This window comes from Mycolicibacterium obuense (assembly GCF_055397605.1).
This window is the reverse complement of the sequence record NZ_AP043663.1, coordinates 4,763,924-4,778,619: the sequence shown is the minus strand read 5'-3', so window position 1 is coordinate 4,778,619 and position 14,696 is coordinate 4,763,924. Positions and strand designations below refer to the sequence as shown.

The window sequence follows — 14,696 nt, the reverse complement described above, 5'->3', positions numbered from 1 at the left end:
CGGGTGCTTCCCTGTCGTGCTGGACGACGAGGGATGATCGCCGCGTTCGCATCGCCGGGGGGCGAGGAGACGAGCGGGCTCAGCCGAAGGGCCACAAAAAGTTTGTCGTTCGAGGGTGTTTCTGGGGGAGAAATGAACGATCCGTTTGCTCGTAAGAGTGGCCTGCAGCGCGCCGCGCACAGCGCCGTTGATGCTGTCGTCGGTAACCGTTGGGGGTCGATCCGCAGTGTGCGGACGTATCAGCCACTCGTGGCCTTGACCTTCGATGACGGTCCCAGCAGTGTGTGGACCCCCAAGATATTGGACATTCTTGCCGACTATCGCTCACATGCAACGTTTTTCATGTTGGTGGAGAATGCGCGTCGGCTACCGGGATTGGTGCATCGCGTCGTCGCGGAGGGACACGAGATCGGTCTGCACGGTTTCGATCACCGTCGGCTCGCCGGCGGTTCCCGGCGATCGACGCGACGGATGCTCGCCGCAGCGGCATCAGAGCTCGCCACGATCTCCGGTGAACCGGTGAAATATTTCCGTCCCCCGTTCGGCGCTCAGACTGTGGGCTCGTTCCTGGGTGAGCGCGATGCCGGCCTCGAGACGGTGATGTGGGATCTGGACAGCTTCGACTGGAGCGGGCTGGGGGAGCGCGAGGTGGCATCCGAGGTGATCGACCGGACTGAGCCGGGGAGCATTGTGCTGTTGCATGACACCCTCGCAGATGATCCCGGTTGCTCGTTCGATCGGGCCGTTGCCGCGGAGTTGATCGTCGACGGGTTACAGCGGCGCACTCTGCAGAGCACGACCGTCTCCGGGCTGCTGGAATCGGGCCGGGTGCGGCGCGCCGCCTACTTCTCCCTGTCGACATGGTGTGGCTCCGGTGCGCGAGCTTTTGACGAGGATCCAGACAGGGCGCGGTGATGACGTCCGCTGACACCGTCCGGTACGACGCCTCGCTGCAGCCGATGGAGCGTAGGGCGATTGTCCTGGGCACGGCGTTTCGCATTGTCGGAACGCCGTTGGTAGCACTGATCGGACTGGTCAACACCGCAATGATCGTGCGCCAGACCGGAGAGGCCGTGTTCGGTGTCGTCTCACTCATCACGACCCTCAGTCTGCTCATCCCGTTCGCGGATCTCGGGATCGGCGCCGTGGTGACCAGTGCCTGCTCGCGGCCAGGTCGGTTGACTGACGACGGAGTGGCTCTGGCCACCGTGCAGCGCGGTGTGCGAATGCTCGGTGCCGTTGCAGCCGGGCTGATCCTGGTCAGCGTCGCGGTCATGGCCACGGATTCATGGCGCCTGCTGATCGGGACGAACACGGGCTCGGCCGACCGCATCGCAATCACTGTGGCCGTGTGTCTGATCGCTCTGGGAATTCCAGCTGGTATCGGTATCCGGATCATCATCGGTTTGAACATGAACCCGGTGGCGGTGCTGATGACCATCGCCAATGCGGCATTCACCCTGTTGTTGACGATGATGCTGAAAACAACTGGTGCAGAAAGTATTTGGTACGCAATATCCGGCGCCGGCGGAGTTCTCGCTGGAAACTGTATCGCCACGATCTTCGCTCTGCGGGTCAGTGGTCTCGGGTGGGCGGCGTTCGCGCGCCCCAGCGCGGAATACTCGAGACGCAAGGTTCTGCACGGCTCGTTGTGGATGTTCGTGTTGAGTATCGGACTGCCGCTCGGCCTTCAATCACACCGGCTGGTCCTCTCGCACGTATCGACACCACAGGAGCTCTCGCGCTACGCGTTGACCGCACAGATTTTCGGCGTGGTGTGGATGGTTTTCGACACGGCAGGGATGGCGCTGTGGCCGGTGTTCGTCAAGCGCCGAACAGCCACCGTCGCTTCTACCCAGTTGTGGCTGCGTTCGGTCGCCGTGTTCGGGTTCTCGTCCGCAGTCGCCGGCATCGGGATCGTGGCTTTTGCACCGTGGGCCACCTCCGTGTTGTCGGGCGGCCAGATTGTCGCGCCGCGGGCCTTGGCGGTTGCGTTCGCCATCATGCTGTTCGTGGAATGCGTCCACCTGCCCGGCGGAGTGATGCTGACGATGCCGCGTGAGGCCCGGTGGCAATCGTTCTGTATCACGGTCATGGGGGTGACGGCCGTGCTGCTGGGCATCTGGTGGGGTGCACGGTGGGGCGCCGCCGGCGTCGTAGCCGCAGCGACGGTGGCCATGGTCCTGGCGCAGGTGATTCCAGACTTCGTCTGGATTCCGCGGATGCTCAGGGCTCGGGAGATGGACATTCTCGTCGGCAGCACACAGAGATGACGACTGGCACGCAACAGCTATCTGCGTGCTTGGCGCGCAGCCAGGGCGCGGTATCCCGTCGCCCGCATCGCACTCAGTGTCGGCTTGAGCGGGGAGTTCTTGAGTCGTGCGATCGCGGTTCGCTCGGCAGTGATACGAGCTGTCCGGAGCGTTCGCCGCCATGGCGTGGCCGTTACCTCACCCTGGGTCACTGACACCGCGCCGGTCATCGCCCGCCGCTTGTAGTCCTCCTCTCCGGGGCCTAGATCGATGCGAGCCAACCCGAGCTGCGGGGCGGCAGAGATGAGTTCGCGCAACAGAATCCACCCCGGTGCGAACTCGGCGAAAGACCGGTCGAACACCGGGAACCACCAATGCAACACCGGACCGTCGCGAAGACCGAAGTGCGCCGCGAGCAGCGTATCGCCGGCGTAGACCGCTGAAAGTATGCCGGCGAACCCATCGACTCTGGTCTGAGCCAGATGGTGGATCAAGTCCCGACGACGACTCATGGCGAAGAAGTCGTAAGCTCCGGTCGCTGCGTACTGTTCGCGTTTGGTGTCGATCAACCAGTCCAGCAGCCGGGGGTCCTGGGCATCCCAGACGAGACGTACGTCGCCGAGTTGACGTGTTGCCTTGTTGGTCATCCTGCGCACTCGCGACAACTTGTCCCGACTTGCTTTGCTGATTCGACCCACGTACCCGTCTAGGCCACCGGTGACGTCGATGAAGGGCGCTTCCACATGGCCGTCGGACCACGGTGCGAACTCGCTGCGTGCTTCTGAGATGTGGTCGAACGTCAGCGCGTGCAGCCCTGTGGTGCGCACCAATTCGACGGGATCCACCGCGACACCCGGCGCCGTCACCGGTCCTTGAAAGTCGGCACCTGGCCAGCCGACCGGCCGGGCTCGCCGCTTGTGCACCTGGATCGGGAACCAGGTATGACCGTCGTTCACCGCCACCTGTACGTCGCCGAACATGTCGTGCACCGCCCCGGCGAAGGCCGGATGAAAGTACGGGCTGTCGAGCGCCGGGTTGCTGTCGCGAACCTCCGACCACGCCTTGCGTTGATTCGCATCGAGCGCAGTGAAATCCGTCAGTGTCCACCCCACAGAGGTCAACTTACAGGGGAGAGCAGAGACCCTGCTGCTCTTTCCGCATATGGGCGCTGACCGGGTGAGTTGCGTTCGTGCGCAATCTACTTCACTGGCGCGGCATCGGCGGATTGCTGGGATCCGAGGATGCGCGCCACCGCTGGATCTCCACACGCGTATCAGTGCTGGCGTCGCCGTAGAACTGCTCGATCGTCACGTACGGAGCAGTCACATCCTTGATCTGTGGATGCGTGTACGGACCGTAGACGACGCCGGTCGGTCCCAACACCCACGCCTTGCCCGCCGTGTTGTCGACATACATGGCGACGTGCTGAGTTTCGGTGCCGAAGCGGCGCCCGTACGGCACATTCGCGATGACCGTCAGAACATGGTTCTGCCACACGCCGTACTCGAAGTGATCATCGAGAAACACGACGTGCGCCGGGCTATCCGGTGTGAGCGTGTCGCCCAGGTAGCCCGACGGAATCTCGGTTGCGTACAAACCCAAAGCCATCGCGCCGCTGGCAGTTCCACCGGAGCCGAAGTTCCAATCAGCCTCGACGTAGGAAACCGTGGCGTCCAACTGCGCGGTGGCGTACCCCGCTCCGCGGCCGGGACCGGTGTAGTTGATGATCGACCTTCCCCCGTAGATGGTGGGACGGGCCGAGTCGTTCGGCGTGTAGGTGAGAATCGCGGTCTGACCGGAGTCGAACACAGCAGGATGGCTACCGTTCGGCTCGGTGCTGTAATCCTGGTAGAGGTCAGAGTGCGCCGTCGGGGATGCGCACGTGCACAACAGGAAGCACAGAAATGCCCCGCAGGCGATACGAATCGACGCCGCGGCCAGCATGTCCCGGTGATTCGCCGACGAGGTGGGTGGTGTCGTCATCAACGCCCTTCGGTCGGGGGACCACCATGACCGTGAGTGGATGATCGCAGACACGGGGGTGGTGCCGCGAGGCTATCGCCAGGTCGGTGTGCGAGTGACCGGTTCGATGGAGGACACGAATGGAATCGGCGTCGATCGTCTACCTCAGCAACGCAGACAGCCCGCCGGAGAAGTCATTTCTCTCGAGAGTTCATCCGGCCGATCGGCGCTGGTCCGCGCACCGAGATTCATGCGCAGCAGGCAAGGATCTAGTTCTTTCCCAGGCATCGACGCGCACGAGACCTATGCGGGACTGAATCCATGAGTAGTTCTCGCGGACAGTGTGATTCGGGCCAGTCGGACATTGATCTGCGGGTGCGTGGCGCAACATCACGCCAGTCACCGGCCTAGCGTCCGGTATCCGAATATCGTGATCGGAAAATGTCTGTTCCATTTCTCGTCTGATCTGACCCGCCGCGTTGTTGACACCTCGTCTGGCAAAGTTTTACGCTATGTGCGCAGCGGTCCTGTTGGCGGCACGCCATAGGTGACGCGTCACTGTTCCACTGCCTGACAAGACTCCGGACACTCCGCGAACGCGGTTTGGCCTACCGACCCGAGATCGAGGAGGGTGGCCCGTGAGTGAGACTTCGCGTGATCGCAAACCGGCTCCGTGGGTGGCTGTTCGAAAGATCGTCGACCATCCGGAGCTGATCGGCGATCGCATGTCGACAGGAGCTCGTCGTGGTTTTCTGCTGTTCCTCGTCTCGGGTATTGCTATTCAGACGTGGGCTCTCATTCCGTCGACGGTGCCGTCCGGGATCTACGTTGCGCTTCCTGATATGACCAAAGTTGCTGTCGCGGAGTCTGGCTCACCGAAGCGAGGTGTCGAGACCGCCGGACCGATCGATGTCCGCAGTGTGGTGAGCACCGAGTCCGTGTCGTTCACGATGTTCGAGGGAGCGAGGGCGGGGGTGGCGCCGGGTCCGCAAATGGCCGCCAACCCACACCTTTTCGGCACTCTCGGTGAAGTGCCCGTGAAAGCCAAGTTGCAGGCGTTGCTGATCCTCTTGACGTCCAGGTTCGGTGACAGAGACGTGTCGTCACTCATCGACAAGCTGCGCGCGTTACTGGCGTTGCCCGATTCCGCACTTACTGCTGTGCTCGGTCTCCCCGAAATGAGGGACTTGAGTCGGCTGCTCGACGCCGCTTCCCTGGGAACGGTGGATCTTCCCAGAATCACAACGGAGATGGCCAAGATCGCACTGACGTCCGCTCCCGCAACGCCCTACCAGGTGCAGATCGCGGTCAACGGTAGGCCGACCGCCAGCGTGGACATGCGCTACGTCCGCAGCGACCCCTCGGCGCCACTTGCCCCGGCCGCGCCTGCGACGGCGCCTGCGCCTGCGCCTGTCGGATTCGTCAACGTCGAGCCTGGTGTCTCAATTGTCGCTGACGCCATCACAGCCAGTGTCATGCGTGCGGTGGATCCCGTGGCTGCCACGCCGATGCTGGCGGCCGTCGCAGCGCCTGAGGTGTTCGCAGCGACATTCGAGACAGCTCCGACGACAGAGCCGGCTCCGGCGCCACCGCCTGCGCCGATGACCATTGCGCCCGAGACGTTCGCGCCGACAACCGTGACAGCCGCTCCTGAGACGTACTCCCCACCGACGATGACAGCTGCGCCAGAACCTGTTGCGTCATCGGAGATGTCGACACCGGAGCCGACTGAACCGACGCGGGCCACCGTCGAAGGCGACGTGTCGGCAACGACGCCAAACTCTGATGACCTGAATCCGGGCGAGGACACCGAATCCCACAGCGACGAACCGCAGGGTGGACAAGACAGTTCACCTTCGGGCGGCGCCGCGGAGTCGACGGGAACCACGGGACCTGGAGAAGACACTGGCGGGGGTGGTGGCGACGGTCCCGCGGGGGGACGAGATGCCAGCGGTGGCAATGATTCTGCGAGTCACGGTGATGGGGGCGACGGGGGTTCGCCTAGCTCGTGACTCCAGGGGGCACGGTCATCTGCGCAAGAGCTTGACACGATCGAGGTCGGTCACGCACTAGCCTGGACATCATGAGTCCTCAGGAACCACCACCCGACGACGAGGACACCGGGCCGCTGCACGCGCACGAGCCGCGGCGGTCTTCGACGTCGGCGGATGGGCGCTTCGATGCGCCGCTGTCGGTGACTCCGCGACCGGTGCGCCGTGACAACCGGCCGGTCGTGCTGATCGCCGTCGCCACGGTCGCCGTGGTGGCGCTCGGAGCGATTGCGTGGATGTTCTGGCCGTCGTCCGATGGCTCCGACACCGCCGGAGGCGACGATGCGCCCACGTCGACGAGGGAGAGCTCGGAACAGGCGCAGGCCCGGTTGCTGCAGATGCTGCCTGCGGGGTACGCCCCGGATTCCTGTGAGACGGTGGTCCCTGCGCAGGGCGCGCTGGCCCAGGTGAGTTGCGGAGCGAACACCGATCCCGGCGGACCGCTCACAGCCACCTACACGCTCGCCGCGGACAAGGCAGCCGCCAAAGACCTGTTCGACAACGTCGTGAGCACCTCATCGGTGGTCGATTGCCCAGGCAACATCCAGTCACCTGTTCTCTGCCCGACAGGCGTGTCGAAGACGGTTTGTGGAATCGGTTCGGCGAGGATGGGGGCAACGGCCGCGAGGTGAGTGGGGAGCCGCAGATGGTTAGTGATTCGGCTGACGGTTGGACTCTTCATTTCTACGATTTCCGCCGACGTTTCGTATCGGTGGACGACGTGGTTCCAGGGTTGGGTGATGTCGAGGCTTGGGCGAAGCGCAACGGTGCGTGTGATGGCACTCCGTTCTTTCTTGATCCGTGGGGCCGGGCGGATGCGTTGGTGAATGCCTACTGGCGGGATCCGCTGGTGCGGGGACGAGCAACGGGGACATTGCGTCGTTACGCCTTGTCGCTGAAGGTGTGGCTCGATTTTCTGCACGCGATGGGCGTTCGCTGGGATCAGGCGTCGCGATCGGAACTGGCTGCGTTCAAGGAATGGCGTTTGTCGGCTGAGGAGAATCCTCAGCACGTGAGTTCAAATAGTTTCTGTGTCGATCGCGCGGCGATCCGCGGTTTCTACTCGTGGGCGGCCGAGCAGCACGGAATTGACAACCCCGTCCGGGCCCGTGCGATTGCCACGTCGTGGATGGGCGGGAACCAAGCCGTGTTGGAGAGCACGCCGTCGGGAATGCGTAGAGCCGACGTGAAATGGCTTACCCCGCAAGCATTCCGGTTGTGGCGAAACCTGGGGTTGCGCGGTTTCGAAAGGGAGGGCGTGCCGCGCCAGGATTGGCGGGGAGCTACTGAGGATCGCGACGTCGCGTTCGTGGAGGGGTTGTTCGGGACGGGTTTACGAATCGGCGAGTGGGCCAGCATGCTGACCATTGAGGTGCCCGAGCCGGGCTTTGAGGGGCTCATTCGTTCGCGCGTCGCGTCTCATTGCGCGAAGGGTGGCAGCGGGCGAGCGTTCTGGATGCGGCGCCGCGTCGCCCAACAAGTCTACTTCTATCTCCAGGAAGGTAGTCGTACTGCTGCTATCGCCCGTGCGCAACGTGCTGGTCGCTATGAGCAGGTAGCCGACCGGTGGATCGTTGAACAGGCTCGCCGTGATGGACAGCTGGAGGTCATTGATGCGACGGGATCGCGTCGTACGGTTCGGCTGGATGCACTCGGGCCGTCGACACGAATGACGTTGTTTCGCAGGGGACGTGGTGGCCTGGAGCCGATGTGGCTGTGGCTGAATCACGACGGAACACCTCGCCCCAAACATTCCTGGTACAAGACATTCGACCGCGCGAATTCTAGGGTCGCGAAAGCGCTTGCACCATCAGGGGAAACGCCGTTGTGGTGCCGTCCCCACATGCTGAGGCATTCTTTTGCGCTGCGGTGGTATTGCATCGCCACGTTCGTCGCTTGGCGCCGTACCGATATGTTGACCAAGCAGGAGCAGCGCGACTTCCGTAATCAGCTCGGTGATGTGTGGTTCCTTTTGGCGACACTTCTCGGCCATCGCAGTGCCGAGGTGACACGGAGCGTCTACCTCGAGCCGTTTCAGGTGCTGCAGGTCGAGGAGCTCATCGCGCTGATGGATGCCGACGATCGGCAATCACTCGAGCGTCTCGTCGCAACAGTCGGTGGCGGCGAACCGCGTGTGCTGACGGCCCCAACGTGACGGGTCGCCCTGCGACGCAGCCGGATTCAGCGTGGCGACCCGAATCGAGGCGACGCGGGCTGATCGTGACGTTCGTCAGCGAGGACGGTACGCAGTCGAAGGACTTCGACTTCGGGTCCCTGCCCGGCAACGACGGAATCCGCCACGATTTCGCGGCTGCGTTCGAAGATGCCACCGGTGTTCTGGGCGTATCCAAGCGGCTCAGGGGCGCCGGTGCGCTGTGGCAGTCTGCCCGGCACGCCTGCTGCTGGCTCGCCGAAAACCGAACAGGACTGCAGGGACTGGCAGGTTTGTCCGCCTCGGATGCCCGGCTACTCGCCTTGTCGTGTCGGGTACCCAGCGGTCCTGGCCCGTTGCATGACCTGAAGACACTGCTGCGCTGCAGTCCCGTCGTCTCCGACGAGGCACGCCAGGCGTTCACGCGCGTGCGTCACCCGAAGACGAACACGGCACGCCAGCCCTACTCCGCGGAGGAGATGCGCCGCATCAACGTCGTGGCACGGGGAATGGTTCGACGGGCGCGGACCCGGCTGAAGACTCATTGGAAGATGGTCGACGACTATCGTGCGGGACGGTTCGATCACCTACCCCGCGCAGACCCCCGTCGTAGTCTGGCCGAAGTGCTCGACCACTGCGCCCGTGAGGGCGACTTCCCTCGTACTGCCTCGGGTGCACGGGCTTACGTGACGCGGCGAGTAGCCGCCGCGGCCGGTGGATGCCACCTTCAGTTGTTCCTGCATCTCAGCCCGGGCGAGGCGTGGGCATCTGGTGTTCTCCTCGCGGGCCTGACGGGCCTGAATCTGTCGACGCTGGACTCGCTGCCCGCGCCGCACAGACACGCTAGCAGTCCCGATGAGCCCGGCATCGTGTTCGTCAGCGCCAACAAGCCCCGCCGTGGGAAACGGTCGGCGATGACGGTGCCGGTGACCGCGTTGCGCCCCGAGCTGCGGCCGCTTGGTGGCCAGAATCGGCGCGCTGCAGTGCTCAATACGTCGCTGACGACCGCGTACGGAGTCTTCATGGTGCTGCTGGAACTGACTGAACCGGCCCGCGCGTTGACCGGGTCCCAGCACGCCTTCGTGTACTTTAGCGCCCAGCCTGATAATGCCGAACGGAAACTTTTCGGATACGGCATCAGCAGCACCGCCTCTGGGGTGAATGCTCGACGGCGGTGGCTGGCGCCGTGGCTGACCGGCGGTGCCGAGCATGACGAGTTGCTCCTCGGGATCAGTATGGACCGGCTGCGCAAGACCTACCTGGAGCAGGTCCGAAAACCCATATCTCACACCCCGGCCACGTTGGCGCGCTATCTGAGTCGCATGGACTCTGTGCGCCACGAGGGATTCCAGATCGTCGCCGAGGCCCTCGATGACCAGGTTGCACGCGCACTGGCCCGACGGTCGATGACGGTGCAACCGGATACCGACGACGACGGATCCGGCCAGGACGCCGTGCTGGGCGCGTGCGCTGATTTCGACCATTCGCCGGTCGACGGTAAGCGGTGTCGCCAGTCGTTCATGGCATGCCTGGACTGCAGCAACGCTCGCGCCTTCCCGCGCCACCTACCTGTTCAATTGGTCGTTGCCGACCGGCTTCGCGGCCTGCGCCAAGAAATGCCCATCGAGCGGTGGATCGCCGATCACGCGGGTCCTCTCGCTCAACTGGACGGCATTTTCGCCGAGTACGAGCAGGCCCAGCTGAGCGCCGCGCGAGACGACATCACCGCCGCCGATCACCAGACGGTCAACCTCCTGCTGACAGGAAACCTTGAAGCATCATGACGAGCACAGCTGAAGCACTCGACGTCGTGGCTGGTGTCTCCGTCGCCCCCGCAACAGAGGTCGTGATCAACCGCACGCTTCATATCGACGGGATCCGATGCCGATTCGGCGACCCGGTGTGGGATCTGTCCGCGGCGATCGAGGACCGCCACAGCGCGGGACAAGCCGTGCACTGGGAGGGGTTCCCGACGCCGTTTCGCCACGCCTGCAAGCTCTATCTGTTCGCCCTGCTCAACATCGTCGACGACCCACCGCGCCTTGACAGTGCCCGATCGCTGTATCCGCACATCAAGACGATCTTGGGCGAGCTGGTGCCGTTGCGACGGTTCGCGATATGGCTGGCGGACATGGGTGTCACATCGTTCGGCCAGGTCAGCACCGAACACCTCGATGGCTATCTGCGCCACGTGACCGAGACCAGCGGTGTCAGCGCCGGCTCCAAACGCTCGGCGCTGCAGGCCGTCAAACGTCTGCACGCGTACCGGGAAGCGCTGCCCCCGCATTGCCGGCTCCCCGCAGAGCCGTTGTGGGGCGGCGCGAGCGCACGAGGTCTCGCCAACTACGAGTCATCCTGGGGCAAGCCGAACACAACCCCGCGCATTCATCCCGAGGTCATGGAGCCGCTGCTCTCGGCGGCGTTGATGGTGACCCGCACGGTCGCGGCTGATCTCCTTCCCGCAGCGCGCAAACTCCTCGCAATGCGGCGCCTGGCCCACCAGATCGCACCCGACATTCGTCGGGCTCCCACCCGTACCGTGTCGCTGTTCGACACCACCAAGGCTCAACTGGACTGCCTGCTAGCTGCCCTGGGCCGCAATGACGCCTCACTTCCGGGTATCCGGACAGGCGGCACGACCAGTGTCGATCTGAAGGGTCTAGCCGTGGGCGGATGGCTTAACCACACCGAACTGAAACGCATGAAAGAGACGTCAGTCCTGCTGGCCAAGCATGGATTACCGATCGACGTCGACATGTTGCGCGTCGACACATTCAGCGCCATCGGCACCCATCGCTGGCGTGAAGACCCAGTCGGCGCGAGTGCACTCGTCGATCTGCTTCGCCACGTCACGACTGCCTGTTTCATCGTGATCGCCTACCTTTCGGGTGTTCGGACCGGCGAGGCACTGAACCTACGACGTGGCTGTATCAGTCGGGACTCGAAACTGGCGTTGACGCTCATGTCCGGTCACCAGTTGAAGGCCGATGAGCAGCGTCGGAACCGATCGCCGGCCACGATCCCGTGGGTCGTGACCGACGAAACCGCCCACGCCATCAGCGTTCTCGAGCAGATCACGGTGAGCGATCTGCTATTCCCGGCTTTCAACATGTGCTCCCAGGAACGGTTCCTCTTCGGCGCTACCCGGACCAGGACGCCCGGCTCCATCAACACCGACATCACCAGCTTCATCGGGTGGTTCAACCGTGACATCGCTCCGGCAGTCAGCCATCCGCTCATCGGCGCTGACCCGAACGGCACGATCCAGGTGCCGCGGTTACGCCGCACACTGGCCTGGCACATCGTGCGGCGGCCCGGCGGAACGATCGCCGGCGCAACGCAATACGGTCACCTGCACACACAAATGATCCACGGTTATGCCGGCGGCGCTGATTCGGGATTCCTCGACGACATCACCTTCGAGCAGTTCCTCCACCGTGCCGAGATCATCCACGACGATGCCCAACGACTCGTAGGCGGCGAGCACGTCTCCGGCCCGGCGGCCGATGAGTATCGGGCCCGCATCGAGCGGGCACGCACGTTCGCGGGCTTAACAGTGACCACCAAGAGTCAGGTCGCTAACGCATTAAAGAATCCGGACTTGCAGATCCACCACGGCGCCGTCGTGACGTGCGTGTTCCGGCGCGCCACCGCAGCCTGCCTGGAACCCAGCGACAGCTCCGCTGAACCCTTCTGGAGTCGATGCCGTCTGGGCTGCGTCAACGCCGCCCATACCGACCGCGACGTAGCCAGCCTTCGCCAGCATGTCAGGGCACTCCAACGCGACCTGGTGACTCTCGAACTCCCCGAGCCGTTGCGGCAACGAATTCAGACGCGCCTGATCGAGCACCGAAAGGCCCTCGCCGAACACGAATCCAGCCGACCGCCGACAACGCCACAGCAGGACGGGGAAGACGAATGACCCTCCTGGGAAATGTCACCGCAGGCAACGGCGAGGAACGCCAACTGGTCCGGGCCGCTATCAACCGCCTCCGAGACAATAGAGCCGAGCGGAGCAGCGGCGCACACACTGTCGTGGCCTTGGCCGACGAATCGGGAATATCACGTCAGAGACTCTACGAACATCACAGCGATCTGCTCAACGAGTTCAAGGCGACGGTCGGGTGCGGACCCGTCACGGCCACGGCCGAGGCTCTGCAACGTCAACTTGCACAGGCCCGTAATCACAACCAGGATTTGGCTGCCGAAAATGCTCACCTGCGAAGCAGGGTTAGAACGCTCTCAGCGGTGATTACCGAACTCACGCACGAAACCTCCGGAGCCAACGTCGTTACTTCAATGCCACGCAAATACCCATGTCGATGACCGGGGACTATCTGGGACTATCTCGTTAACCGTTAACGAGATCGTCCGAAAAAAGGATGGTGAGGGCTTCAGGGACCGATTCGGCTGTGGGGATCTGACGCGCGGTGTCGCCGATCTGCAGTAGTCGGCTTGCCGCGGGTCCAGGTACTACGATCCAGGGGGTTGCCGTGGAGGCGTGTCGTCGGCTGATGGCCAGGAGCGTTCGCAGCCCGTCTGCGCCGAGGAACGTGACCGCGGTGAGGTCGAGGATCAGCGGTGCGTGACGAATGACGGTGCGGCCGCGCGCTTCTTGGAGGAGATCGTAGGCGTTGGACGCGTCGATGTCGCCACGGGCGACAACGATGGTGGTGCTGTGTTCGACTCTGTAGACGAAGCGTGCACGGTCGCGGTGTCGCCGTCGAGTGCGTGGTCGTCGGAACGTCATGGTTACGGTGACGAGGCCGGAACACTGGGTCACGTCGGCTTGGCCGGCACGGTGCGGGCCTCCCGTCACGTAGGTGGCGGGAGGGCGTTCAGAGGGCAGAGGTCACCGACTTGCGTGTCTTCTTCACCTTTTTGAGGTCGGTTTCGAGGTCTTTGACCGCGTCGCGGTGCTCGGTGAGGGATTTCTTCACCTTCTTGATGGTCTTCGTTTGTTGGTCAAGGGATTTGCGCAGCGCGGCTTCGCGGCGTTCGACCGTGCGCAACACCTTCTGGGCGGCGGCAACACTGGCTGCCGGCGGTGTCGCGGTCTTGGCGGTGCCGCGGCTTCCGGTCTTTGTGGAAGCCTTCGCCGTGCGTGATCGTGACGGGGAAGCGGACCTCTTCGTGGTCGACGTGGTGGGTGCAGTCTTGCGGCTGCCGGTGGTCTTTTTGGTGGCTCGTTTGGTGGCCATGGTGTGTCCTAACGGGAGGTGGTCACTTCTGCGGCGCGTCGAGGGTGGTCGTCGCGGGCGGCGGTGCGATGGGTGGGGTGTCAGGTCGCGGGTTGTCGATGAGGTCGTTCCGGTCGTTGCCGCGGTTGCTGCGGCGCCGGGTGAAGGCTGACACCGAGAGCAGTGCCCGCGACAGTCGGGTGGGGGCGCCGCCGTTGCGGCGTTGCAGGTAGAGACCAACCTTGGCCAGGGCAAAGGCGAGTAGTGGCAGTAGCAGCGTGGCCAGCAGCCAGCGCCGCACTGGTGAACTCAGGAGTGCCAACATGGCGGTTCCTTTCAGTGCCGGGTGACATTTGCAGTGCCGCCGATGGGTGTTTGACTTGTCACCGGCGTGGCTTGACGGCCTGTCGGCTGGATCGGCGGCGGGGGTGCGGCGCGCGGGTTAGCGGGTTCGGGTGCTGCGGCGGCCGGTGATGCCGAGGTAGCCGGCGATGAGGATGACGGCGAAGATGATTCCGACAAGGAACGGGATGATCTTGAAGCCGCCGTTCTGGTTGGAGTATCCGAGTTTGTAGGACACCCACGTGCCCAGGAATGAGCCGATCGCGCCGAGTAGCACGGTGACGATGACCCCGATGTTCTGCTTGCCGGGCATGACGAGTCGGGCCAGCACACCGACGATGAGTCCGACGACGATGGCGCCGATGATGGTTCCGATCACGGGTTTCTCCTTTGATGGTGGGGGCCGCGTGTGCTGCGAACCGCGGCGTCGAGAGACGGGGGTGCTGGCTGCCCCGCCGGGGCGGCGGGGCAGCTCACGACTTGACTACTCGGCGGCTTTCTGGCGTGCTTCGTGGGTCTTGGCTTCGCCGCGGGCGGCTTCGGCTTCGGCTTCCTTTTGGGCGACGTCGCGCTGGGCGTCGGCTTTGTCCTGCTGGGCCTTACCCTCCTCGGTCAGGCTGTCGTTGCCGGTGACCGCGCCGATGGCCTCTTTGGCCTTGCCCTTGACGCCTTCGACGACGCCCTTGATGCCTTCGGCCGGTCCGCTGTTGCTGTCTGTCATGGGTTTATCCCTTCTCGATGGTGTGGTGTGTTGACT

The 14,696-nt window shown here is 63.9% G+C and carries 14 protein-coding genes; 7 read left to right on the top strand and 7 right to left on the bottom strand.

Annotated features, from left to right (window positions below):
• The first annotated feature begins 33 nt into the window (after window positions 1–33).
• Window positions 34–915, top strand: a complete 882-nt coding sequence (locus ACZ50N_RS22975) for a polysaccharide deacetylase family protein (protein WP_464473840.1) — start codon at window positions 34–36, stop codon at window positions 913–915.
• Window positions 915–2,273, top strand: a complete 1,359-nt coding sequence (locus ACZ50N_RS22970) for a lipopolysaccharide biosynthesis protein (protein ID WP_048421821.1) — start codon at window positions 915–917, stop codon at window positions 2,271–2,273. Before ACZ50N_RS22975 ends, ACZ50N_RS22970 begins: the two co-directional genes overlap by 1 nt.
• Window positions 2,274–2,290: 17 nt before the next feature.
• Here the strand turns inward: ACZ50N_RS22970 and ACZ50N_RS22965 are convergent, their stop codons facing one another.
• Both ACZ50N_RS22965 and ACZ50N_RS22960 read right to left on the bottom strand, forming a co-directional pair.
• The gene (locus ACZ50N_RS22965) at window positions 2,291–3,364 is read right to left on the bottom strand and encodes a GNAT family N-acetyltransferase (protein WP_053079257.1); all 1,074 of its coding nucleotides are present in this window, start codon (window positions 3,362–3,364) and stop codon (window positions 2,291–2,293) included.
• Window positions 3,365–3,455: 91 nt separating this feature from the next.
• Window positions 3,456–4,235 (bottom strand): hypothetical protein, encoded by a 780-nt coding sequence (locus tag ACZ50N_RS22960; protein ID WP_131721969.1) that lies wholly within the window; start codon window positions 4,233–4,235, stop codon window positions 3,456–3,458.
• Window positions 4,236–4,852: 617 nt separating this feature from the next.
• On the opposite strand from ACZ50N_RS22960, the gene ACZ50N_RS22955 reads away from it, so the two are divergent.
• From ACZ50N_RS22955 to ACZ50N_RS22935, 5 genes are all read left to right on the top strand, one after another.
• The gene (locus tag ACZ50N_RS22955) at window positions 4,853–6,226 is read left to right on the top strand and encodes a hypothetical protein (RefSeq protein ID WP_464473839.1); all 1,374 of its coding nucleotides are present in this window, start codon (window positions 4,853–4,855) and stop codon (window positions 6,224–6,226) included.
• Between the two features lie 71 nt (window positions 6,227–6,297).
• Window positions 6,298–6,897 carry a hypothetical protein gene (locus ACZ50N_RS22950; protein WP_464473838.1) on the top strand — a complete coding sequence of 200 codons (600 nt, stop codon included), beginning with the start codon at window positions 6,298–6,300 and terminating at the stop codon, window positions 6,895–6,897.
• Window positions 6,898–6,911: 14 nt separating this feature from the next.
• The gene (locus tag ACZ50N_RS22945) at window positions 6,912–8,420 is read left to right on the top strand and encodes a site-specific integrase (RefSeq protein ID WP_464469928.1); all 1,509 of its coding nucleotides are present in this window, start codon (window positions 6,912–6,914) and stop codon (window positions 8,418–8,420) included.
• Window positions 8,421–8,485: 65 nt separating this feature from the next.
• The gene (locus ACZ50N_RS22940; protein ID WP_464469929.1) at window positions 8,486–10,201 is read left to right on the top strand and encodes a hypothetical protein; all 1,716 of its coding nucleotides are present in this window, start codon (window positions 8,486–8,488) and stop codon (window positions 10,199–10,201) included.
• Window positions 10,198–12,339 carry an integrase gene (locus ACZ50N_RS22935; RefSeq protein ID WP_260754993.1) on the top strand — a complete coding sequence of 714 codons (2,142 nt, stop codon included), beginning with the start codon at window positions 10,198–10,200 and terminating at the stop codon, window positions 12,337–12,339. The genes ACZ50N_RS22940 and ACZ50N_RS22935 overlap by 4 nt, the downstream gene beginning before the upstream one ends.
• Before the next feature lie 429 nt (window positions 12,340–12,768).
• Here the strand turns inward: ACZ50N_RS22935 and ACZ50N_RS22930 are convergent, their stop codons facing one another.
• The 5 genes from ACZ50N_RS22930 to mbp1 form a co-directional block, all read right to left on the bottom strand.
• Complete coding sequence (locus ACZ50N_RS22930) at window positions 12,769–13,200, bottom strand: STAS domain-containing protein (protein ID WP_464473837.1); 432 nt, start codon at window positions 13,198–13,200, stop codon at window positions 12,769–12,771.
• A gap of 55 nt (window positions 13,201–13,255) precedes the next feature.
• Window positions 13,256–13,618: a septation ring formation regulator EzrA gene (locus ACZ50N_RS22925; protein WP_260754995.1), complete on the bottom strand. Its 363-nt coding sequence runs from the start codon at window positions 13,616–13,618 to the stop codon at window positions 13,256–13,258.
• Between the two features lie 22 nt (window positions 13,619–13,640).
• Window positions 13,641–13,922: a hypothetical protein gene (locus ACZ50N_RS22920; RefSeq protein WP_260754996.1), complete on the bottom strand. Its 282-nt coding sequence runs from the start codon at window positions 13,920–13,922 to the stop codon at window positions 13,641–13,643.
• 117 nt (window positions 13,923–14,039) lie between these two features.
• Window positions 14,040–14,318 carry a GlsB/YeaQ/YmgE family stress response membrane protein gene (locus tag ACZ50N_RS22915; RefSeq protein ID WP_260754997.1) on the bottom strand — a complete coding sequence of 93 codons (279 nt, stop codon included), beginning with the start codon at window positions 14,316–14,318 and terminating at the stop codon, window positions 14,040–14,042.
• Between the two features lie 105 nt (window positions 14,319–14,423).
• A complete protein-coding gene (mbp1, locus tag ACZ50N_RS22910; protein ID WP_260754998.1) occupies window positions 14,424–14,660 on the bottom strand; it encodes a microaggregate-binding protein 1 in 237 nt (78 codons plus the stop codon).
• Window positions 14,661–14,696: the final 36 nt, after the last annotated feature.

What these genes read in the sequence shown, in the direction of transcription:
- ACZ50N_RS22935 (WP_260754993.1), top strand. Translation starts at nt 10,198, where the DNA reads ATGACGAGCACAGCTGAAGCACTCGACGTCGTGGCTGGTGTCTCCGTC.
- mbp1 (WP_260754998.1), bottom strand. Translation starts at nt 14,660, where the DNA reads ATGACAGACAGCAACAGCGGACCGGCCGAAGGCATCAAGGGCGTCGTC.
- ACZ50N_RS22925 (WP_260754995.1), bottom strand. Translation starts at nt 13,618, where the DNA reads ATGGCCACCAAACGAGCCACCAAAAAGACCACCGGCAGCCGCAAGACT.
- ACZ50N_RS22970 (WP_048421821.1), top strand. Translation starts at nt 915, where the DNA reads ATGACGTCCGCTGACACCGTCCGGTACGACGCCTCGCTGCAGCCGATG.
- ACZ50N_RS22960 (WP_131721969.1), bottom strand. Translation starts at nt 4,235, where the DNA reads ATGACGACACCACCCACCTCGTCGGCGAATCACCGGGACATGCTGGCC.
- ACZ50N_RS22950 (WP_464473838.1), top strand. Translation starts at nt 6,298, where the DNA reads ATGAGTCCTCAGGAACCACCACCCGACGACGAGGACACCGGGCCGCTG.
- ACZ50N_RS22945 (WP_464469928.1), top strand. Translation starts at nt 6,912, where the DNA reads ATGGTTAGTGATTCGGCTGACGGTTGGACTCTTCATTTCTACGATTTC.
- ACZ50N_RS22920 (WP_260754996.1), bottom strand. Translation starts at nt 13,922, where the DNA reads ATGTTGGCACTCCTGAGTTCACCAGTGCGGCGCTGGCTGCTGGCCACG.
- ACZ50N_RS22975 (WP_464473840.1), top strand. Translation starts at nt 34, where the DNA reads ATGATCGCCGCGTTCGCATCGCCGGGGGGCGAGGAGACGAGCGGGCTC.